The sequence below is a fragment of the Bradyrhizobium sp. SZCCHNR1093 genome (assembly GCF_032381175.1).
Classification (GTDB): Bacteria; Pseudomonadota; Alphaproteobacteria; order Rhizobiales; family Xanthobacteraceae; genus Bradyrhizobium.
The window spans coordinates 326092-347641 of sequence record NZ_JAUHJJ010000006.1; the positions used below are offsets into that span (position 1 = coordinate 326092).

General features: G+C 62.1%; 21 protein-coding genes. 4 read left to right on the forward strand and 17 right to left on the reverse strand.

Features of this window, described 5'->3' with window-relative positions:
- Positions 1-10 precede the first annotated feature (10 nt).
- A complete protein-coding gene (locus QX070_RS21455) occupies positions 11-2704 on the reverse strand; it encodes a bifunctional acetate--CoA ligase family protein/GNAT family N-acetyltransferase (protein ID WP_315739040.1) in 2694 nt (897 codons plus the stop codon).
- Positions 2705-2954: 250 nt separating this feature from the next.
- Here QX070_RS21455 and QX070_RS21460 point away from each other — a divergent pair, with 250 nt between their 5' ends.
- Together QX070_RS21460 and QX070_RS21465 are read left to right on the forward strand one after the other, a co-directional pair.
- Positions 2955-3944 carry a zinc-dependent alcohol dehydrogenase family protein gene (locus QX070_RS21460; RefSeq protein WP_315739041.1) on the forward strand — a complete coding sequence of 330 codons (990 nt, stop codon included), beginning with the start codon at positions 2955-2957 and terminating at the stop codon, positions 3942-3944.
- A 22-nt stretch (positions 3945-3966) separates the two neighbouring features.
- Positions 3967-5511, forward strand: coding sequence for an AAA family ATPase (locus tag QX070_RS21465; protein ID WP_315739042.1), 1545 nt, complete (start codon positions 3967-3969; stop codon positions 5509-5511).
- A gap of 40 nt (positions 5512-5551) precedes the next feature.
- Here QX070_RS21465 and QX070_RS21470 read toward each other — a convergent pair whose 3' ends face one another.
- Positions 5552-7225, reverse strand: coding sequence for a PHA/PHB synthase family protein (locus tag QX070_RS21470; protein WP_409998855.1), 1674 nt, complete (start codon positions 7223-7225; stop codon positions 5552-5554).
- A 209-nt stretch (positions 7226-7434) separates the two neighbouring features.
- Entirely contained in the window at positions 7435-7797 is a 363-nt protein-coding gene (locus tag QX070_RS21475) for a hypothetical protein (RefSeq protein WP_315739043.1), read from the reverse strand.
- A 161-nt stretch (positions 7798-7958) separates the two neighbouring features.
- Here QX070_RS21475 and QX070_RS21480 point away from each other — a divergent pair, with 161 nt between their 5' ends.
- A complete protein-coding gene (locus tag QX070_RS21480; RefSeq protein ID WP_315739044.1) occupies positions 7959-8687 on the forward strand; it encodes a CBS domain-containing protein in 729 nt (242 codons plus the stop codon).
- 58 nt (positions 8688-8745) lie between these two features.
- Here the strand turns inward: QX070_RS21480 and QX070_RS21485 are convergent, their stop codons facing one another.
- The 6 genes from QX070_RS21485 to QX070_RS21510 all read right to left on the reverse strand — a co-directional run bounded on the left by QX070_RS21485 (position 8746) and on the right by QX070_RS21510 (position 12418).
- On the reverse strand, positions 8746-10008 hold the full coding sequence (locus QX070_RS21485; RefSeq protein ID WP_315739045.1) for a CoA transferase: 1263 nt from the start codon (positions 10006-10008) through the stop codon (positions 8746-8748).
- Positions 10009-10201: 193 nt separating this feature from the next.
- Entirely contained in the window at positions 10202-10663 is a 462-nt protein-coding gene (locus tag QX070_RS21490; protein WP_315739046.1) for a GNAT family N-acetyltransferase, read from the reverse strand.
- Between the two features lie 4 nt (positions 10664-10667).
- Positions 10668-10967, reverse strand: coding sequence for a hypothetical protein (locus QX070_RS21495; RefSeq protein ID WP_315739047.1), 300 nt, complete (start codon positions 10965-10967; stop codon positions 10668-10670).
- The gene (locus QX070_RS21500; protein ID WP_315739049.1) at positions 10964-11347 is read right to left on the reverse strand and encodes a hypothetical protein; all 384 of its coding nucleotides are present in this window, start codon (positions 11345-11347) and stop codon (positions 10964-10966) included. Before QX070_RS21500 ends, QX070_RS21495 begins: the two co-directional genes overlap by 4 nt.
- 1 nt (position 11348) lies before the next feature.
- Positions 11349-11591, reverse strand: coding sequence for a hypothetical protein (locus tag QX070_RS21505; RefSeq protein ID WP_315739050.1), 243 nt, complete (start codon positions 11589-11591; stop codon positions 11349-11351).
- Positions 11592-11728: 137 nt separating this feature from the next.
- On the reverse strand, positions 11729-12418 hold the full coding sequence (locus QX070_RS21510; RefSeq protein WP_315739051.1) for a hypothetical protein: 690 nt from the start codon (positions 12416-12418) through the stop codon (positions 11729-11731).
- A 573-nt stretch (positions 12419-12991) separates the two neighbouring features.
- Here QX070_RS21510 and QX070_RS21515 point away from each other — a divergent pair.
- Entirely contained in the window at positions 12992-13609 is a 618-nt protein-coding gene (locus tag QX070_RS21515) for an NAD-dependent epimerase/dehydratase family protein (protein ID WP_315739052.1), read from the forward strand.
- Here QX070_RS21515 and QX070_RS21520 read toward each other — a convergent pair.
- The 8 genes from QX070_RS21520 to QX070_RS21555 form a co-directional block, all read right to left on the reverse strand.
- Positions 13602-14606 (reverse strand): phage tail protein, encoded by a 1005-nt coding sequence (locus QX070_RS21520; protein WP_315739054.1) that lies wholly within the window; start codon positions 14604-14606, stop codon positions 13602-13604. The two genes, QX070_RS21515 and QX070_RS21520, sit on opposite strands and share 8 nt — an antisense overlap.
- A 258-nt stretch (positions 14607-14864) precedes the next feature.
- The gene (locus QX070_RS21525) at positions 14865-15386 is read right to left on the reverse strand and encodes a hypothetical protein (RefSeq protein ID WP_315739055.1); all 522 of its coding nucleotides are present in this window, start codon (positions 15384-15386) and stop codon (positions 14865-14867) included.
- A gap of 9 nt (positions 15387-15395) precedes the next feature.
- Entirely contained in the window at positions 15396-16481 is a 1086-nt protein-coding gene (locus QX070_RS21530) for a hypothetical protein (protein WP_315739056.1), read from the reverse strand.
- 101 nt (positions 16482-16582) lie between these two features.
- Positions 16583-17449, reverse strand: a complete 867-nt coding sequence (locus tag QX070_RS21535; protein WP_315739057.1) for a tail fiber domain-containing protein — start codon at positions 17447-17449, stop codon at positions 16583-16585.
- 809 nt (positions 17450-18258) lie between these two features.
- Entirely contained in the window at positions 18259-19113 is an 855-nt protein-coding gene (locus QX070_RS21540; RefSeq protein WP_315739058.1) for a hypothetical protein, read from the reverse strand.
- A 195-nt stretch (positions 19114-19308) separates the two neighbouring features.
- On the reverse strand, positions 19309-19734 hold the full coding sequence (locus tag QX070_RS21545; RefSeq protein WP_315739059.1) for a hypothetical protein: 426 nt from the start codon (positions 19732-19734) through the stop codon (positions 19309-19311).
- On the reverse strand, positions 19718-20029 hold the full coding sequence (locus tag QX070_RS21550) for a hypothetical protein (protein WP_315739060.1): 312 nt from the start codon (positions 20027-20029) through the stop codon (positions 19718-19720). The genes QX070_RS21545 and QX070_RS21550 overlap by 17 nt, the downstream gene beginning before the upstream one ends.
- The gene (locus QX070_RS21555; RefSeq protein ID WP_315739061.1) at positions 20026-21498 is read right to left on the reverse strand and encodes a hypothetical protein; all 1473 of its coding nucleotides are present in this window, start codon (positions 21496-21498) and stop codon (positions 20026-20028) included. Before QX070_RS21555 ends, QX070_RS21550 begins: the two co-directional genes overlap by 4 nt.
- Between the last annotated feature and the right edge of the window lie 52 nt (positions 21499-21550).

Here is a 21550-nt window from a genome sequence, read left to right on the forward strand (position 1 = left end):
AAGCCTGAGCTCAAAGCCTGAGCTTTACGTTGCAGAGGTCGCGTTCGGTCGGATCGGTTTTGACCTCGAAACCGAGGTTCCTGCACATCTCCAGCATGACGACATTTTCCTGCAGCACGTCGCCGGAAATCATCTTCAGGCCTTCGGCCTTGGCGTATTCGATGATCAGCTGCATCAACGCCCAGCCGAGTCCGCGTCCCTTGAGATCCGACCGCAACAGGATCGCGTACTCCCCGCTCTCGTAAACCGAGTCGGAGTGAATCCTCACGACGCCGACCAGCTCGTTGGTCGCTTCATCGAGAGCCACAAAAGCCATCGCGCGCGCATAGTCGAGCTGCGTCAGGCGCGCGATGAACTCGTGCGTGAACTCCTTCATGGGGGCAAAGAATCGAAGACGCAGGTCTTCCGCGGTGACATGCTTGAGGAACTCATGAATGGTTGGCTCATCCTCGGGTCGGATCGGTCGCGCAAGGATTCGCCAGCCGTCCTTGACCTGGAGATGCCGTTCCCATTGGCTCGGATACGGCCGAACGGCGAAATTCGACGGACCAGAGCCTTTGAATTTCGGCGGAACCCTGCCGACGGCGACGCGCGCATCGACGGCCATGACGCCGCTCTCGTCCGCGAGCAGCGGATTGATATCGAGCTCGCGAATCTCGGGAACGTCTGCTGCAAGCTGCGCAAGCTTGACCAGCACCAGTGCGACTGCATCGGGCTTGACCGCCGGGACATCACGATAGGCGTGCAGCAATCGTGAGACGCGCGTCCGCTCGATGAGGTTGCGCGCCAGATGGAGATCGAGCGGAGGCAGACCGAGCGCTTTGTCGTTGATGATCTCGACGGCGGTACCGCCCCTGCCGAACACGATCACGGTTCCGAAGGTTGGATCGTCGGCAATGCCCATGATCAGCTCCCGCGCCTTGGCGCGGACGATCATGGCTTGCACGATCACGCCGGAAATCCGTGCGTCGGGCCGAACGGCCCTCGCGCGGGCCATGATCTCGTTCGCCGCGTTACGCACGGCCTCGGCCGTGGTCAGATTGAGCACGACACCGCCGACGTCGGACTTGTGAATGATGTCTCTCGACAAAATCTTGAGCACGACAGTTGTGCCTTGAGCGAACAACTGCTCCGCATACCCGACCGCCTCGTCGACCGAAGACGCCGCGAACGTCGGCACCATCGCAATATCGTAGGCCTCCAGCAGGCGACTGATCTCGACCGGATCGAGCCAAGTCCTCCCGTCGGCGAGGGCCGTCGCCACAATTTTGCGGGCTGCCTCGACGTCGGGCGCAAAAGAGCTCGGCATGGCCGGCGGGACAGCGGCAAGCGATTCGACCACCTCCCGATGACGAACGAGATGCATGAAGCCACGAACGGCATCATCCTCGGTTGGGTAGTTCGGAATTCCTGCCCCGCTCAAGGTTTCGATGACCGGCTGCTCCGCACCGACCCATGCCGCCAGAACCGGCTTTGCCCAGCGCTGGTGCTGCTTTCGATAGGTACTGACGAACTCGGTGACAGCCGTGGCAATGGCGCTCGCGGATGCAATCGCGGTCTGAACGTTCATGACGAGAACTGCATCGTTGGCTTGATCGGCGAGCAGCGCCTCGAGCGCGAGCGTGTAGCGTGCGGCATCGGCATCGCCGACGATGTCGACCGGGTTGGATCCGGACCAGGTCGGCGGCAGGATGGCATCGAGTTTGTCGTGGACGACCGGCGAAAGTGCGGCAGGCACGCCTCCGAGCTCGACCAGTCGATCCACGGCGAGCACGCCGATCCCGCCGCCATTCGTGAGAATGGCGAGCCTCTTGCCCATGGGCGACTCCACCCGCCCCAGCGTTTCGGCGCAGTCGAACAGCTCGCGCAGATCGGAGACCCGTAGAACGCCGGCCCGGCGAAAAGCCGCATCGTAGACGGCATCCGCTCCCGCCAGCGCGCCCGTATGTGTCGCCGCAGCTCGCGCACCGACGGCACCGCGGCCCGATTTCACGACCACAACCGGCTTGACCCTTGCCGCCGCTCGCGCCGCGGACATGAACTTTCGAGCGTCCTTGACAGCTTCGATGTAGAGCAGGATCGCGCGGGTCCCACCGTCCAACGCGAAATGGTCCAGAAGATCTGAGAGATCGACGTCCAACTGGTCGCCGATCGAGACGATTCCGGAAAACCCAACACCGCGCTGAGCAGCCCAATCTACCATCCCCGCCGCGATAGCGCCGGACTGTGAAATGAGCGCCAGACTGCCTACAACCGGCATGTGCGCCGAAAAGCTCGCATTGAGCTTGATGGTCGGCATCATGATGCCGAGACAGTTCGGTCCAATGAGGCGCATGCCGTATTTCTGCGCTGCCTTCTCGGTCTGGTCGGCAAGCGACCCCTCTCCGTGTCCCAGACCCGAGGTAATGATCAGAGCTCCTGCCGTCCCCAACGCGCCTGCGCGATCGATGAGATCCGGGATCGAAGGGGGTGGCGTCGTGATCACCACCAGTTCCGGCACGAACGCCAGTTCGGCGAGACTGCCAACGGCTGCGATATTGGATATCTCCCGATAGCGAGAATTGACCAGGCCAAGCTTGCCCTCGAACCGCGCCTTGACGATATTGTCGAGAATGGCCTTCCCTACCGAGTTCGGTCGCGGACTCCCTCCGATCAGAGCGATGGAGCGTGGCAAAAGCAGGTTCCGCAATCGGTAGGTCGACATTTGCACGTCCAACATCAGTTGGTGAAAGGCGGGTGAATCCCGAGGATTGATCTTAGTTTCAATCCGCAGCGGGTCTAGCGCGACTTATCATCCCAGCATAGTCACGGAGGCGATACCGCTCCGTTCCCTGACTGCACCTGCAGGCTCTGCTCGGTAGGCCGCAGTATTCGTACCAAGTCCTTGATGAGCATCAAACGATTGCCGGGCTGATTATCTTATTACCCTGCAACTTCGTCCGGGAGGCTCTCCGATGCGAGCGATGGTTCTGCGAAAGCCTGGAGCGCCGCTGCAGCCCGAGACGCTCGCGGACCCCGATCCTGGTCCCGGTGAGATCCGCGTCAAGGTCAGGGCATGCGGCGTGTGTCGCACTGACCTGCATGTGTACGACGGTGAGCTTCCCGACATTCGGTATCCGATCGTCCCCGGACACGAGATCGTCGGTCATGTCGACCAGATTGGTCCTGGTGTGACGACGCACAAGCTCGGCGCGCGCGTCGGAATTCCATGGCTGGGGCATACGTGCGGCCATTGCATGTTCTGCGCACGAGGTATGGAAAATCTCTGCGACCAGCCCACGTTTACCGGCTACACACGCAACGGCGGCTATGCAACCCACGCCGTCGTGGACGCAAATTTCGCATTCCCGCTCGACGGTTTGGAGGATGACATTGCCATCGCTCCGTTGCTGTGCGCCGGCCTGATCGGCTGGCGGTCTCTGGTCATGGCAGGGAAAGCCGAGAGGCTTGGCATCTACGGATTCGGCGCGGCCGGTCACATCGTTGCCCAGGTGGCCCGCTGGCAGGGGCGCCAGATCTATGCGTTCACCCGCGAGCACGACCAAGCTGCGCAGGATTTCGCGCGCCAACTTGGCGCCACATGGGCCGGAGCGGCGGGCCAGCGTCCCGATCTTGCTCTGGACGCGGCCATCATCTACGCGCCGGCTGGCGAGCTTGTTCCGGCCGCTCTGCGGGCTGTTCGGAAGGGTGGCCGGGTGGTCTGCGCAGGTATTCATATGAGCGACATTCCGACGTTCCCGTATTCCCTCCTCTGGGGAGAACGCCAGGTCGTGTCTGTCGCCAACCTGACGCGACAAGACGGTCTCGATTTCCTGCGGGTCGCGCAGCAGGCTCAAATACGGACCCATACGACGCCCTATCCGCTGTCCGACGCAAATGACGTTCTGGCCCGCCTGAGGCGGGGTGACGTCGTCGGCGCGGCGGTGCTTATCCCGGACTTTTGAAGTGAACGTGGCAACACCGCCCATGGCATCACCATCCGATCAGGAACTGGTCTTCTCCTTCTTGGGCAATACCACCCGACATCCAGGTGTCCGCCGGATCGACACGCACGCGGCTTCCGTGTTTCTGATCGGTGACCGCGCCCTGAAGATTAAGCGCGCCGTTCGGCTGCCATTTTTGGACTATTCGACTCTCGATCAGCGCAAGGCCGCGTGCGCAAAGGAAATCGAGATCAATCACCCGTTTGCTCCGGACATCTATCTGCGTGTCGTCGCCATCACCAAGGCGCCTGACGGATCATTCGATGTCGATGGATCGGGCGCTCCGGTCGAATATGCCGTCGAGATGCGTCGCTTCGATGACAGCCAGACGCTTGATCATCTTTCTCGCCGCCAGCAGCTGGACGCCGGATTGGGCGAGCGTCTGGCAGAGACGATCGCAGCGTCGCATGCAGTCGCCGTTCGGAGCTCCTCCAATGGGTGGACGGAGTCCATTCCGATTTGGATCGACGCATTCGTCGCCAGCTTTCGGACAGTCTCGCGATTTGGCGAAACGGAGGTCGAAGAACTCCGCGTCCTTTGCCACTCGGCCTTCGCACGTCTCCGCCCCCTGCTCGAGCAACGTGCAAATGAGGGGCACGTGAAACGCTGCCATGGCGACCTCCATCTGGCCAACATCGTCCTCATTGACGACAAGCCGGTGCTGTTCGACGCCATCGAGTTCGACGACCGGATCGCCACGATCGACGTCCTCTACGATCTCGCCTTTCCACTGATGGACCTCTTGCACTTCGAGCAGCCGGTCGCCGCCAACCGTCTCTTGAACCGCTACCTCTCGACCGCAGTGCCCGACCAGACCGGAGGATTGGCTGCTCTGCCTCTGTTCATGGCGATCCGGGCCGCCATCCGTGCACAAGTCTTTGTTGCAAGGCGCGACCGCGGTGATGCCGAACACTCGGACGCAGATCGCTCCGCAACGATCGAGACCGCAGAGAGCTACTTTCAACTTGCACGCAGCCTGATCCGGCCGGCAGAGCCGAGGATGATCGCGGTCGGAGGCCTGTCGGGAACGGGAAAATCTGCGCTCGCCCGGGCTCTCGCTCCTCTCTTGGTGCCTCCACCGGGAGCAATCGTGTTGCGCAGCGACGTGCTGCGCAAGCAACTGTCTGGCGTGAAGGAAACCGAACGCCTCCCAGCTGCGGCCTATACGCCGGAATCGAGTTCTCGGGTCTATCGAGAGTTGACGGCGCAGGCCGGCCGCGTGCTCTCACAAGGTTTCACGGTGATCGTCGACGCCGTGTTTGCACGTCCGGATGAACGACAGGAGATCCATGATCTCGCGAAGCGGCTGAAGGCGCCCTTTGCCGGCCTCTTCCTCGTCACAGATTTGCGCAGCCGGCAGGAGCGAATTCACCATCGAGTCGCCGATGCGTCCGATGCAACGGTCGGGGTTGCCGAGGATCAGGAACACTACGATATCGGCGGTCTCGATTGGCTCCAGGTCGATGCGTCAGGCACGGCTGAGACGACATTGGACCGAAGCCTTTCATTGCTCCGGACCAGCGCCTAAGTCCGACGGGATGGTGCTCCTTGGCCGCAACATGCGGCGATCACGTGTGCACGTAGTCGCCCGGCGCGTCTCCGAGATCATTCGAACGATCTGTCCCGAGTTGCGGCGGCACACCCGGCGCTCCCGACTGCTGTCCGAGCCACGCTGTCCAGGCCGGCCACCACGATCCCTCCAGCTTTGGCGATGTGCCCTGCCACTCGTCCGGCCCGAGATAAGGAGCGTCGGCAGCCTTGGTCCGCATCTGATGGGAGCGCCCCTGCTCGCCCGGCGGCGATACGATGCCGGCATTGTGGCCGCCGCTCGCGAGCACGAAAGTGACGTCAGCATCAACCTCGTAATGGACCTTGTACGTCGATTTCCAAGGCGCAACGTGATCACGCAGCGTCCCGACGACGAACATCGGCGTGTGGATATCCGAGAGCGAAACAGGCTTCCCCTCGACCTGATACCGCCCCTCGGCGAGATCGTTGTTCAGGAACAGCTTGCGCAGATATTCGGAGTGCATCCGATACGGCAGCCGCGTCGCATCTGCGTTCCATGCCATCAAGTCGCTCGGATTTGCGCGCTCGCCGAGAAGATAGTCGCGCGAGACACGAGACCAGATCAGATCGTTGGAGCGCAGCAATTGAAATGCGCCCGCCATCTGGGTGGTGTCGAGATATCCACGCTCCCACATCATGTCTTCCAGAAAGGCGACCTGGCTTTCATTGATGAAGAGCGTCAGCTCTCCCGCTTCCGTGAAATCGGTCTGGGCCGCAAACAGCGTGATTGTCTTCAGGCGCTGGTCGCCATCGCGTGCCATGGCTGCCGCCGTGATCGAAAGAAGCGTTCCCCCGAGACAATAGCCTGCGGCATGGACCAGCGTATTCGGAATGATCCTTCCGATCATGTCCAGGGCAGCCATGACGCCCAGCGAGCGGTAGTCGTCAAACGCAAGATCCCGGTCTTCCGCTCTGGGGTTTCGCCAGGAGATCATGAAAACCGAAAAGCCCTGGTCGGTCAGGTATCGGACCAGCGAATTGTGCGGCGACAGATCCAGGATGTAATATTTCATGATCCAAGCCGGTACGATCAGGACCGGCTCTGGTCTCACCTTCTCGGTCGTCGGCGCGTATTGAATCAGCTCAATCAACTGATTGCGAAGCACAACCTTGCCCGGCGCGGCCGCGACGGTCTTGCCGACGACGAACTCGCCATTGATCGGTATCTTCCCCGGCTGCATCACCTGCATGAGATCGGCGAGCCAGTTCTGCCAGCCGAAGATCAGGTTCTCGCCACCGCTTTGAAACGTCTTCTCCAACACTTCCGGGTTGGTCGCTGCAAAGTTCGATGGCGCGAAGATGTCGAGCAGTTGACGAATTGAAAAGTCGACGACGGCTTCGTTGGCAGGGTCGACACCACGAATGCCGGTCGTCGCCTTGTGCCACCAATCTTCCCCGAGCAGGAACGCCTGGGCGAACAAGTTGAACGGGTGCGTCGCCCATTGCGGCTTGGAAAAGCGATGATCGTTGGCCTGCGGCTTGATCAGGTCCCAAGGACTGCGATTCGGGTCTGCAAACCGCAATGACCGTTCCGCGACCTGCTTAGCGCCGTGCCAGGCATCTCGGACGATTTCGATCTGACGCTGAGGTGCAGCGGCCAGATGACAAGCCCAATCCAGATACGCCATTGATAGAGCGGCCGGGGAAATTCCACCGGTGAGCCGAGCCAGCATCGCGCTGAAGGCCCTGTCCAGCTCGTGATCCTCGCGTCGAAGCTCCCCGGAGGCCGCGTCGGCTTCTCGGGAGAGCAACTTTGCGTCGGGTGCGGCGAGCGCACCCTCCGGCTTCAAAGAGGTCTCTGCAGAGACAACGGCACTGCTCCGGTCGTTAACGGTCGTTCCCTCGCGTTCCCGTCGATCGGGACGCGACGCCCCCGCACTCTTCAGTTTCGCCACCGTTGCCCCATGAGATTCACGCTAGCATCAATCAGGCGCTGCCCGTGCTTGAAGAGTCGATCGCAATCCCGCCTGACGAAATCAATCTGATGCCGTCCACATTCCTGGACCATCGCCTGGATTCCCTTCACGGAATGCACGCCAGCCAGCTTCGACACGAACTCGGCCAGCAGATGCGTCTCCGTACGCGCGCGATCCAGCACTTCGTTGCTGGCAAACAGAACCTCCTCCATGACGATCTGCTGGGAACCAACGAGCAGCTCGAGTGCGTGCTTGTTGGAGAGAGCGACACGTTCGGACAGTTCGGCCGTTTCGTCGGCCAGGACCTTGGTCCCGGAGAACTCGGACATGGGCACTTCTCCTCTCGCTAGATCAAGATGCCTTATAGCTGCAATTCAATGCCAGGACCTTGAGCTGCGTCAATGACGCGGCGGCACCTCCTTTGACCTGCGTCAATTCAAGACCGTGGCGGCGGATTACGTTTTCTTAGCCTTTGACATTGGAGTTCGCCATGCGCGCCCACCAGATCATGACCCGTCCCGTCATCACCGTCACCCCTGACACTTCCATCGTGGATGCGGCAAATATCATGCTTCAACGGCACGTCAGCGGCCTTCCCGTGGTCGATTCCGACGGAAAACTCGTGGGCGTCGTCTCGGAAGGCGATTTCATCCGCCGATCCGAGATCGGCACAGGGCGTAAGCGCGGCCGTTGGCTGCGCTTCATTCTCGGGCCCGGGAAGTCGGCCGCCGACTTCGTCCACGAGCATGGTCGCAAAGTGTCAGAGGTAATGACCAAGTCTCCCCTGACGATCACCGAAGACGCCGCGCTGGCGGAGATCGTGGAACTGATGGAAAAGAACCACGTGAAGCGGTTGCCCGTGGTCAAGGGAGACCGGGTCATCGGCATCGTGTCACGGGCGAACCTGCTGCAAGCGGTCGCCGCGCTCGGGCGGCAGGTCCCGGATCCGACGGCGGATGACGATCACATCCGCAACCGTGTGATCGACGCTCTCGAGAAGAACGACTGGTGCCCGTTCGGATTGTCCGTCATCGTCAAGGACGGCATCGTTCATCTGAGCGGCGTCATTACCGAAGAGCGCTCGCGGCAGGCGGCAATTGTTGCCACCGAGAACATCTCTGGTGTCAAGAAGGTGCATGATCATCTGTGCTGGGTTGACACCATGTCGGGCATGTACCTGAACTCACCGGAAGACGACGAGATGGCCAAAGCCGGCTGATGGCTGCTGAGGACGCTGCCGCTCTTCCTGCCTCGTGTCCGGCACCAGTGACGATGCCTTAAGCTCCCGGATTGTTGCGTCCGAACGCCCCCGCCCGACGCAGGGCTTCGATCTCCTGCTCAGTGTGCCCAAGCCTGTGGCGCAGGATCGCGGCCGTGTGCTCACCGAGCCGCGGCGCCGCCGTCGGCTCGACGGTCGGCGTGAGCTTCATGGCGATTGCCGGCTCGATGTTGGGTATCGAGCCTGCGGTGGGGTGCGGAATACGACAGGTGCGGCCGCGCATCCGGACCTCGGCCGCGTTGAACGCCTGCTCGACCGTACGAACGTGTCCAACCGGAACTCCAGCCTGGTTCATCCGAGAGGTCCAGACATCCATCCGTTCCGTGGCGAGGATGTCGGCGATGAGGCCGCGCAGTTGCGTACGGTTGACCCATCTCGCCCTTCGCGTGGCGAAGCGGGGATCGCTCAGGAGATCCGGACGACCAAGCACCTCCGTAGCCAGCCGGCGGTAGAGCCGATCGTTGGCACATGCGATGTAGAGCGGACCATCTGACGCTTCAAAGACGCCGACCGTCGGAGAGTCGTTCGGCGAATTGCCCGTCCGCGTGGGGTTCACGCCGTTCATCAAATACGCCATTCCGGAGAAGCCGGTCATCGCCAAGGCGATGTCAAACAGCGCCACCTCGACGTGCTGCCCGCGACCGAGCCGCTGCCGGGCGGCGAGTGCCAATAGGATGGCATTGCAGGCGGACATGCCGGTGGCCAGATCAACGATCGGAGGACCGGTCCGCACCGGCGGACCATCGGCGAAACCGTTGAGGGACATGAACCCGCTTTCCGCCTGGGTGATTGGATCGAACCCTGATCGCCACGCAAATGGACCAGAGCGTCCGTAGGCCGAGATCGAGCAATAGATCAGCCCGGGATTGGTGCTGGACAGTGTCTGATAGTCCAGCCCGAACCTCTCCATGACGGACGACGAGAAATTCTCCACGACGATGTCGGCCTTGGCGATCAGCGCACGCGCGACGTCTCTGGCCTGCGGTATCGTGAGATCCAACACCATGCCGCGCTTGTTCCGATTGAGACTGAGGAACGCTGCGCTCTCTCCGCCGAGCTCGGCGTGCTCGTATGCGCGGGTATCGTCTCCCGTGAGCGGCTGCTCGATCTTGATCACCTCGGCGCCGAAATCGGCCAGCGTCTGTGTGCACGCCGGCCCTGCGACGACACGCGTGAAATCGATCACCAACATACCAGCCAGCGCGGTTGGCGCGTCAGGCGGCCGTGGCGCACGCTCTGGCAGGGTGACCTCAGCCGGCATCCCAGAGTCCTTCCCGCTGCTTTGATCGTCTGAAGCGATCTTCCATTGACTGCCCGGCGTGGCATTGTCTCCAACGTCCGACAATGCATGGTTAGCTCAACGGCAGCCGCAAAAAAAGCCCGGGTCGGAGCTGTCGAGCTGGCCCAATTCTGCTGCAGCGCAATGCAATCTGCATAAGGCATCGATCGACAGCTCACCACCCGATCATCTTGCGCCAATAGAGCGAGTTCACCCAGGCCCAGGGCCGGACCGGTTGGAACAGCACATATCCGCACCGAATGAAATTGTTCGCGGAGACGATGTTGCAAGTCGTATCCGAAACGATGCAATCCAGGCCCGAGCGACGCGCGCGCTGCTCGATCACACGCATCAGCCGTCGCTGCAGGCCGTAACCACACCGCTCTTGAAGAACGCCAACCCTCGAAAGATAGGCTATGCCCTTGCCGAGGGATGACGGCATCATTCCGGCAAAGGCGACGGGCCGTCCGAGCTCGGTCGATATCCACCATTGTCCGCTCTCGAAATCGGGCAGAGGTGCGCAATCGAGGAATGTGCGCGCATGGAGCTCCTTCAAGGTGTCGAGGACGTCAGGCTCGCAAGCGTCGACCTCTCTGATGCGGAAGCGGCGGCCTCGCCGCGAGATCCAGGCTGGCACGGCATCACCTTCCGAGCACGACTTTGATGCCGAGCCAGATCGCACCGATCAGACCGGTCGCGATGACCGTGATGACGGCCTTGAACGTATAGCTCTGGGCCTGCTCCACGCTCTTGCGCCAGCGCCGCAGGTGCTGGAAATCGGCTCTCAGCTCCTTCCGATCCTCCTCCTCGATGCCGAACGAGGTGAGAATGGTCGCGATCGCTCTCATCACGACGGCATCGATCTCGTCGCGCTGAAGCTGGCTCTGCTTGGCCAGGGTCTCGGCGACGACGGCCGTGATTTCGTCATGGCTGATGTTCATCGCCTGATGATCCTCGCTACATTTTCGAAGCCGCGCTTGGCAAAATAGAAGGAGATGACGAGATTCGCGGTCGTCGACGCGAAGCCCGCGAGCGGATCCGTCGAGCCGAGCCCGAGCACTTTGTCCCACACCAGCAGCTTGGCAAAGTAGATCGAGACGCAGTAGCCGATGAGCTTGTCCGGCTCGTACCAGCAGCCGATTTCCGCCGCACGCAGCCGAAGCTGCGCGTCGCTTTCCGAGACCTGCGCGGCGATCTCCGTCGCCGCGAGGTCTGCCGCGATCTTTGCATCCGCGTTGCCCGCCCTCAGCTTCGCCTGGTAGGCGTCGATCAGCCCCTTGATCACGGGCCCGCCCAGAAAGCCCAGAATGCTCATCCACATGTCACGATGCCCTCTTGAGCGAGCGCAGCCGTGCGAGAATCGTGATCAGCGAGATCGCGAGAAAGATCCGGCCGACGGCACGGGTATCGCCGACGGCGGCGCTGATCTGATCCTTCAGGCTTGTGTCCCCGAGAGCGTCGCTGACGTTGTCGACGATCGACAGCAGAAACCCGACGACCGCCAGCACGTAACCCCAGGCGATCGTCAGCGAATGACGACACGCAGCCTTGACTTTCGTCCACATGATGAATCCTTTCCAAAAAATTGCGCAGACGCGCCGCCGGCTCTCGCGAGCCGCGCTCGGTGCCCCGCAGATCGTTGTGTCTTGGCCGAGATCGACCGTCCGTCGGTACGCCGGCCAGGAGCACGAGGCTGCGCCGGTCAGCGATTGCCCAGAAGGCGTTTCACCAGGGCAGCAAAAAGGGCCCCAATGGAGCCCTTTGCCGGATGCCTGATGGATGCGGGAGTCGGCGCCGGAGGCCAGGTGTCGGGCGGCCGCTCCGTCTCCACAAGGCCGGTCGGGAAGCTGATGGTCGCATCGATCTGCATCATGGTCTTGAGCAGCCCGGCGCAACCCGGCTGCCGGTCGACCGCCTGGGGATCGTAGACTCCGTCACGGACATACTTGCCGGCACGATATTGATCGGTCCCGGCCCAGACATAGGGAGACGGCACGCCCCGGCGCGCGTAGCCCAGCCCATTATACTGCTCGAGAAGCGTCAACGCGCCGCCAATCGACCAGTCCCGCCACCGCGCCGCATGCGGCGCGCAATTGACGAGCGCGTCGACTGCGGCGTCCTCCCACGAGGCGAACGGTCCTCGTCCCGCAGGCACGTGGACGGACACTCGGTCCCAGGGATCCCCCTGCGCCAGCGACCGGGCCCAGCTCTGCGACGATTCGCGCTCGTGGATGACGGCGATGATCGGCCAGGGGACGCCGGTACGCTTGGTCACGGCCTGATAGCGCGATCTTGCGGCCATCAAGCGCCCGGCGGCCAGATCAAACGATCGGGTGAGCCTCGCCTGCGCCCAGCGTCGGCCGTTGGCGTTCGTGAGCCGTTTCAGGTCCATCATGACTCCAAACAAAAAAGCCGCCATGGCTGGCAGCGTGCGTCTTACTCAGTTCAGAACTTGCGCGACTGTATTGCCGCTCGATTGCCTCGTTGTCGGTCACTCGCTCGCCCCCAAAAACTGGCCGGCCCGTGAGAGGCACGGCCACCGCAATCACCGCGGCGGCTCCGATAGCAAGCTTGTGCCTCGTCTTCATCGCGCGCCCTGATGAAATATCCTCAGGGACGTTGCTGGTCGCAGACTCCCGGAGGCGCAGCGCGGCATTGAGAAATGACCGGAATACGGGAATAAATCGCAAGACGTCTCCAGATATTGCAAACGGTGCCTAAGTGTGGTCTCCTATTCACTTACAGATTTAGACCGTTCGGACTGACAACTGTGGCAAGTTTGATTTTCGGGGCGGGTGGGATGGTCGGAAGCCGCATCGCCCAAGGCTTACCCGGGGCTATTTGCGTTTCGCGGCAACCGAGACCAGGATGGGTAGTTGCTGACCTTGGGCGCCGGGAAACGATCAACCTTCCCGAAGCGGAAGTCATTTTTTGCGCCACAAGCCCCGTAGCGTTTTCAACGGTTATGCCTGAAGTGCTCCGGCGTAAACCGCGTCGCATCGTTGTCATCACGTCAACGAGTGTTTTCTCCAAGTTGCACTCCGAGGATGCGCGCGAGCGCGCAGACATGACGAGTCTTCGAGCTGCGGAAGACCGCATCATGCGCGCATGCGAGAGGGCCGGTGTGGAGTGGACCATACTGCGGCCCAGCCTGATCTACAGCGAAGGCCGCGACCAGAACGTGACGCAGATTGCGCGCATCGTCCGCAAACTGCGTTTCATGCCGCTCTATGGGCGCGGGAACGGCCTGCGCCAACCGGTGCACGCCGAGGACCTCGGACGCGGCGCTATAGCCGCTGCAATCAGCCCCGCAGCAGCGAACCGCGCCTATTCAACAACAGGCGAGACGATCACATATCGGGAAATGGTAGGCCGCATCTTTGACGCGCTCGCGATGCGCCGACGCTTCGTGTCGTTGCCTCCGTTGGCGTGGAATGCGGCCTTCGCTATCGCGCGGCCGCTTTATCCTGGCGTTACCCCGGCCATGGGCAAGCGCATGGTCAAGGACTTGGCCTTCGATTCCTCCGAGGCAACCGCAGATTTCGGATGGCAGTCGCGGTCATTTGCGCCGTCGTTCAGATGATACGCATAATGTAGTTGCAAAGGATGGTTGGCTGAACGTTGTTGTGTACGCCGCCGCCACCGGATGCATCTGTCGTGAACGGATGCACATGGCGACTACTTGCGCCGCCCGTCGAGGACCCGCCGGTACTTGTCGCCGCGGGAAAACTTCCTCCTCCGAGCTGGTTGGCAGAGACATTCGCAACGTTGTAGCTGTGAGTGTGGTCCGGCGTATCGTTACCGGTAGTACCAGCATGGGCGTGCGATGGCATTTCGTTGACCGTTAGGGTATGCGCGTCCTCGCCACCCGCTCCACCGACGCTATGCCGCACACTTGCCAACGCGCCGGCTACAAGCCTGTTCGCTGTCGTGCCGCCCATATTGTCGGGGCGCGCAGTCACGCGCCCGCGAAGGTCAGGCAGATTGAACGTGGTCGTTCCGTCCCCCACCCCATAGGTGGTGCCGACCAAGGCGAACAGCGGGGCATAGGCTGTCCGGCTGATCGCCTGGCCGAACGGAAATGCGAACGAACTGTTCGGCGCAGTCGGCGCCCAATAGTCGATACCCCCGGCGATCGGAATACAGTACGGATTGCCGTAGAATCCGTGCAGATAAAATGCCCCATCGTTATTGTTATAGACCGCTACATAGGGCGTGCCCTGGACCATCGTTCCAGCTGGTAGGTCCGCATTGGGCGCGCTGCGCAATGGCTTCGGGCCCAGAGAATCGACGTTGAGCGTCACCGGTGCGCCATTGGTGACGTGCGGCGTAAACGCGATGATCTGGCCGTTGAGATGCGAGAACGTGTCGAACTGCTGGTTGCTGATCACGGCGTAGGCGGTGCTCGTACCGCTCGTCGCGATCGCCCCCGCGATGTCGTCGCGATATTTTGCGGTCGCAGCCATCATGGCCCGAGCGGAATCGTTGATGCTCGACGGGACCTGTCCTTCGGACCAGTTGATCGTCGGATCGGCCGTGGCATCGGCCGAGGCGGTCTGCGACCATCGATAGAGTGTCATTCTGCTCCTCACATGAAAATGGCAGCCACGCGGGGCTGCCGGGGACCTGGTTCTGGCTCGTCGATGCGGGCGGCATCGTGGCTCGTGCCCGATGATCGATCACGCGTGCATGGCTAAGTTTCTCGCCGAAGCGTCAAATATTGCTCGCAGGCACAGGACGGCGTCCTGGCGATCAGCAGATTGCGGATCACCCCCTTGGGCACTCCGGGGCTCTCTCTTGCGATCGCGTCGACACGAGTCTGCACGACGCGCTCGATCTCACCCCGAAGCTCCTGAATCCTGTCTTCGATGGTCGGATTGCTGCGATTCTGCTTCATCGGTCTGATCCTCCTTCATCGTACGCTCCGCGGATCGGAGCCGTGCGAGTATCTTGTTTGCATGCGCGAGGGCGTGCTGCGTGCGTCTCAAGCTCTTCTCGCGCCTCGTCTCGTGGTCCGCGATGAAGCGCTTCAGATCGTGCGGCAAAAGCCTGAAGCGCTCCTTCCAGGGACCCGGCCAGGATTGCGGGGGCGATAGGTTCGCGATGTCGTCGAGGACGATCGCGACCGGCTCTGCCGCTGTGGGATCAGCCAGCCCCAACGAGGCGTGAGTTCTGGAGATGTCGAGAATCGCCTCCCAGACCTGCTCGGCACCCATGCCGGCGTGCTCGCGGGCGAAGCGGGCGACCGCCGCCGGCGAGGCCGGGCAGAACGTCTCGTGCTCCCGCTCACACCAGCGTGCGAACAGCGGAGCGCGCTGCCTGCGCGCCTCGGCAAGCGCAGCCAGAACGGGGTTTGTCATCGACCGGCCTCACGGCCGCCTGGACATGCGGGCCTGATAGAGGGCGACCGCGTCCTTCAGATCACCCGACGATGTCAGGCGGGCGTTGAGCGCCCGCAGATCCGTCCGTCCCCGCTCCCCCGACGAGACTGAGACCCCCGGCCGCACCACGGGCGGGACAGCCTTCGTCACCGCAGCGTCCTTTGCCCGCATCATCAGGCGATATCGCGCCGCATCGTACATCATCCGCTGGAACGTGGCGTGGCGCATCAACGGCTCGGTCTGGAACAGCCGGTTGAGTTCGGACGCCGGAATCCCGCTCTCCTTTGCCGACGCCACGATCTCTGCGGCAACGGCCTGGCGCACGGCGCGCGGCTCGCTCTTCAGCAGGCCCTCGAGCCGGTCGTCCTGCTCCTGCGCGAAGGACTGGAAGCTCCGCTGAGCCACTTCGGCGTGCTGGCGCTGCGCCTCGGCCTGCTGTGCCAGCAACTGATCCGACATCGCGACAGCCGCCTGGATGCGCCCGAACCTTCCGGGATCCTCGCGCGACATCCGTTCGAGCGCGGCGGGGACTTGCCCGGCAGGCATGCCGGCAAATTCAGGAAACTGGCTGAGGAAGCTCGCCTGGGCAATCTGGACGGCCGATGCCAGGCCTTCTCGGTAGGATTGGCGGGCCTGCTCTGCTTCGCCGATCTTCTCCTCGATCGCCTGCAGCACCTGCGGATGCTGCAGGGCTTTCTCCAACTCCGGCGCAAGCCGCGACGAAGCATCGTGCTGCGTCGAGCCGGTCTCGGCAGTGGACTCGGCTTCGCCCGAAGCCGACTCGAAACCGTCGGGCTCACCATTTGCCGGCGAACCCAAGTGGTCGCTCGAATCGGAATCCGGCGTCCCGCGAGATGCCTCACCCACCTCAGCGGCCCGGACGCGCGCGTGATCACGCGCCGCGCGTTCGAGCGTGACCGACTCGCCGCGATCGACCAGGTTGCCGGCTTCGTCGACATACTCCCGGACCATCACCGGCGGACGGGGATCGGTGCGCTGCTCGGCAGCGTCGCGCAGCGACGCAACGTCGCCGCCGAGCGCCTCGCGCTCCGGCCGCTCCTCCGGATCCGGCATCGGCCGATAGCCGGCATTCTCCAGCTCGAATGCTGCACCCGTCACGAGATGCTCTGATTCATCTGACATTCACGACCGCTCCCTCGAGACGCTGCACCGAACTACTTCTTGCCGAACGCGCCGCTGAACGGCTGGAGAAGACTGCCGATGCCGCCGGCGATCTTCGCAAACTGGTCGGCACCGGACATCTCCTGTGTTCCCGTCATGGTGCCGTTGGTCTGCTGACCGAGCTGTGCGATCGGCGTTCCGATCTGCGCCAGCAGTCCGAGCGCCTGCACCGGGATGCCGCGACGCTGCGCCTCCTCCGCCAACGTGGCATTGGCGCCATAATTCTGCGCATCGAGCGCGGCCTGTGACGCCGTCAGCCCCTGCCCCTGGTTGGCGAGGTACTGCTGCTGCATGCCGCCCAGCATGTTGGCCGTCGTGTTGCCGGCGCCGTACAGCGCATTGGCCGCGCTCAGCTGGTTCTGGACGTCCTGATTGTACTGGGCCGCGATCACAGGCGCTTCCGCCGCCGCCACGCCGCGGCCATACGCCATCTGGTTGGCGCCGCTGAAATCGCGTCCGGCGGCCGCGAACTGGCCGTTGATGGAGGTGCCGACGTCGTTCTGGAGCTGCGCCAGTTGCGCCGCCAGCGCAGGATTGTTGCCGATCATGCTGCCATTGGCGTAGGGCGTCAGCTGGCCCTGCAACGTCTGCAGATTGGCCTGGGCAGCCGGCGCCTGCGCCTGTGCGTTGCCGCCATTGAGCAGCGACTGCGCATAGGCCCCGATACCGCCGGCATAGGGATTGCCCAACGCCGCATTCTGCTTGAGCGTATCGAGCGCGCCGGTCTCGGCGCTGGTCAGCACGGTATTGTTCAGGCCGTTGCCGACCTGAGACAGGATGTTCTGCAACATCGGCTGCGCCGGCTGCCACGGCTGCGTCTGGGATTGTTGAGTCTGGGTGCTGGATGATTGTCCGCCCATTGGGCACGTTCCTTGATTTGACAATGCTAAGAGTTGGCGCAACTGCAAGATCGCAGTCCTCGAACAAGGCGTCGCCGTGAGCAAGTCTGCGATCCGTCCGGAGGAGGCAGCGGCACACGGAGAGTTCAGTCGTCCTCGTGCAGATCAACGTTACTCAACGCGCGATCTCAAGCGCTTCTGCGGCTTCGATGGTTCTTCGCTTGAACCCGTTTGCGATGCCCGGGTCGGATGACCCTGATCGGCCTGCTGTGCGGCAGCAAGTCTCATGTCCGGATCAAGTCCGGTGCGACTGGCATCTTTTCTCAATGCCGACTGTGAGGTCTGCTGAAATGGCCGTTGGTCCAGAAGATTGTTTCCGAGCAGATAATCAAACAGCCAGTCGCGGATCGGCCTTCCAGGGATGGGTGACGGTGCGGGAACTGGTGCCGGAATAGGAGGAAAACCCGGGCTAGGATTGCCGGGTGCCGGATATTTCAACGATGGCGGCAGGCCCGGCTGTGATGGATCTTCGAACCAGGAGGGCAATCTTGGTGGCGAGCTTGGCGTCCTCGACCCTGGCAGCGGAATACCCTGGAAAGGACGGGTATAATCTCTGCCATCAAGATAACGTCTCCAATCAGGCACACGCAATACTTCTGGCTCGATCCCCTCACGCACTATATTTGGCCAATCACTTGATTTCTCTCTTGGATTTCCCACCATATCTTCATTCCCCGAGGTAAAAAAAAGCGCGCCACGTCAGCGCGCCGTCAACTATCAAGGCTTTTTCGGGTGTCAGAACAGCTCGGCTGACATTTCGGAAAGAGCCCTCATGGATCGTAAACAACTCGAGCACGGAGCCGCAATCGCTCGGCAAGAGCCGCAACTTCCTCCTGGCTATCGGGATAGCGTTCGTAAACGATCTTGGTCTTGACTGAACTTTGTTGATAGCGAGGATGCCATGTCCACATCAGACCAGTTGTCTCGGTCGCCCTTTTCCAATCGATATTCCTTAGAGCTCTCCTGATAAATGTACTCTCCGGCGGTTCCTCGAAATTATCATTGACGCGCCGTACGCTCATGAATCCCAGCCTCAGTTCATAGATTGGACCTGGCGTCCGCAGAAGCGGTTTCCCACAGGGGCCGATGTCAAGGCGTGGCAAACCTTCGTCGAGTGCATTCCGAAGACCTAAGCAGAATCCGTCCACCACCAAAGGTCCCCATGCAACCAACGCATCTTTCAGTATAATCGTCATCCCGGAGGCAACCACGATATAACTGGCGCACCCAAGCAAGCAGTAGCTACGAACTACGACGGTCGCATTCCGACCACGTAGGCGCTCCGCAAGCTCCATCATTGCAACGTCGTCACCACCAAAACTGCGGATAACGACTAGTCCGCCGACTTGCAATTCGTCGACGAGCGACAGATCCTGATGGGCATAGAGATGGCCGTCAAAGCAAAGAATCCGCTGATCCGGCGAAAGTGCCAGCGGACCCGCGACTTCGCGAGCGCAGTATTCTGCAGCAGCGCGATAAGGGCTGAAGTCAATCTGCTCGGCACGAGTCGAGTCCATTCTCATCGTGAGTGCCAGCGCCACGAGAGCGGCTTTTGCTCCCGACTGCACAAAGCCTGCTAAGACTCTTGCTGTTTTGGTGCGATCTGCACTTGTCTGATAAAACATGCGTTTTGTCCGGCAACTGCGCAATTTGGGGACGCAACATGCCCTCTGAATTAAAAAGGAACATATCAAGAACATCCTGTCAAGTGCAAAGGTCGCCTTTGCGCGTGCCGGGGGCAGAGCTGATTTTATCCGTGATAGGATCATCTTGTCTGATCAGCGTATGAAAAGCGCTATCGAGACCATCAACGCTGATTGTCACCTCAACTCCTTCTGGATAATCACATGCGTGTGCCGATAGTCGGCGAGCGCGCGCAGCCAGCCTTTACGGCCGTAGATGCGCATGCCGCGACAGCTTTCTGTCTTCGCGTAAGTTTCGATGCCGCCGATCAGCGGGAGCCAACGGTATCGCCCCCTGCCCTCACAGGCGACGATGACGCACACTTTGCCGGCGTCCGTCAGTTCGAGCCGTGTCGTGGCCACCGCATCGATCGCGATTATGTCGCCCTCCTGGCTCAGCGCCAGCCACAACAGCGCGCGGCCGTCGAGAACGTCGCGCTCCACATCGGCGAAGGCAGACAGACCGGTCCGCAGGATCGCCCGCCGCAGCCGCGGCGCGACCTTGGGCCAGATAAGTCCAACCTGACCGGGATCGACGCAGGCGAGTTCAGCCGAGCAATGCATAGAGAAACGTCCGCGCCGCCGCGCTGTTGGCGTGCGTGAGCGTGAACGATCCGTTGGTCACGGCGCTGACATGGATGGTGCCGTTGCCGAGCTCCACCGCGGCGCCGGGGCTCGCCGCCGTCAGAATCGGGGTCGACGCGGCAGAGCAGTTCATGTCGGCAACCACGGTGGTCGCGACCCCCGGCAATAGGGTGACGCTGCCGACAGCGTTGGATCGCCCGGCGGCGAGCTGCTGCAGCGCCAGGATGATCTTCTTGAGATCGGTTTCCGTGATGCCGGGGACGTAGGCTGTCATAGCGTGCCGCTCGGGGTGAGGTCAGGCACGACGCCTGCACAGAAGCTCCATGACGCGTCGGCCGGAATCCGGACCTTGAAGCGGGCATAGCGCGTGTCCTTGCGAAGGTCGCAGCGACCCGTCCGCGTGTTGACCGAGACCTCTGTCCCCGCGACAGCGGCAGCCGATGGCTTGTCACGCGAGGAGACCGATCCGAACAGCGTCGTCGCATCGGTCACCGGCCGAAAGCCGCGGATCATGATGCGGTTCTCGTCAGTACCCTGCTCGGCGCTCTCCATCGTCGCCTCGAGATTGTTGCCACGGAAGAAGCCCAGCACGTGATTTGCGGAGAACTGCGCGATCTCCGGCTGGACGGCCGTCGCGTAGGCGTCGAGGCTCAAGGTCATCGCGTCGATCGACGACGAGATGCTGTCGAGATTCTCGAGCGTGAGGCCCGTCTGCGACATGCCGAGCAGGTATTCGCCGGTTGCCGCGATCGAAAAGAAGCGGTCGAGCAGGAAATCGTAGCCCAACAGCTTGTCATAGGTGCCGATCGCGCCGGAAATCGACCTGTAGGACCAGAACACCCGCGTCGAGCGCGGATCTGCCGCCCCGATCAGCAATTGCAGATTGCCCTTGTCGAGATCGGCAAGGAATGTGCGGTCGACCTTCTCGCGGCCGATCGGCTGCGGCAGGCCGCCGGGCTCGATCTTGTGAAAGCCCTGGCCGGCATAGAAGAAGATCCGCTCGCCGGCACGGATGATCGAGTACGGCGCATAGAGACCCTTGTCCTGGGTGATGCGATCGATCTGGAAGATGATCGGCGATCCCGGGACGTAGGACATGCGCCGGATCGCCTGATCCTGGAAGATGATCCCGGCTTCCCCGCCGGCAACGCCGCGGACGATGCCGCCGTCCGGAAAGTCCTGATGATCGGACCCTGCCGTGAGGCCATCCCAGGACGTCGCCGAATTGAAGTTGTTGAGACCCGACCATTGGATGCGATAGGGCGTCGACAGCAGGCCGGAGAGCACCAGGAAGCGTCCGACCACGCTGATATAGGCGGCCTGCGGCGGCGAGCCCAGGGCATTGTCGAACGCGGTCGACGACGTCAGATCGAACACCTGCAGCAGCGCATTCGCCTGCGTGGCGAACACGAGATTACCGGTCTGTGCGAACTGCCACTGCGCTGCCGCGGAGAGCTGCGAATAGCTGGCGCCGCCCCTCGAGACATCCAGCCAGGTGAAGTCCGTGTTGTTGAGGCGGTAGAGCTTCGTCGCGGTCGCGGCGAAGGTCACGACGGTGCCGTCCGATTTCAAGGCGTAGAAGGCACCGCGACACGGGTCAGGCAGAGCGGACGTGTAGGCCGAGAAGGACGGAAAGGGGCCATAGCCGTCGCCACGTGGCACGACGTTCTGAATGTTCCGGGTAGCCTGACCTTCGTAGTCGCTCACGTCGGGCCGATATTCGCCAAAGGCAAGAAGAGGCATGTCACCTCCAATCATCGATTGCCGCCGGCGGACCTCCGCCGCGGTCAAGAGG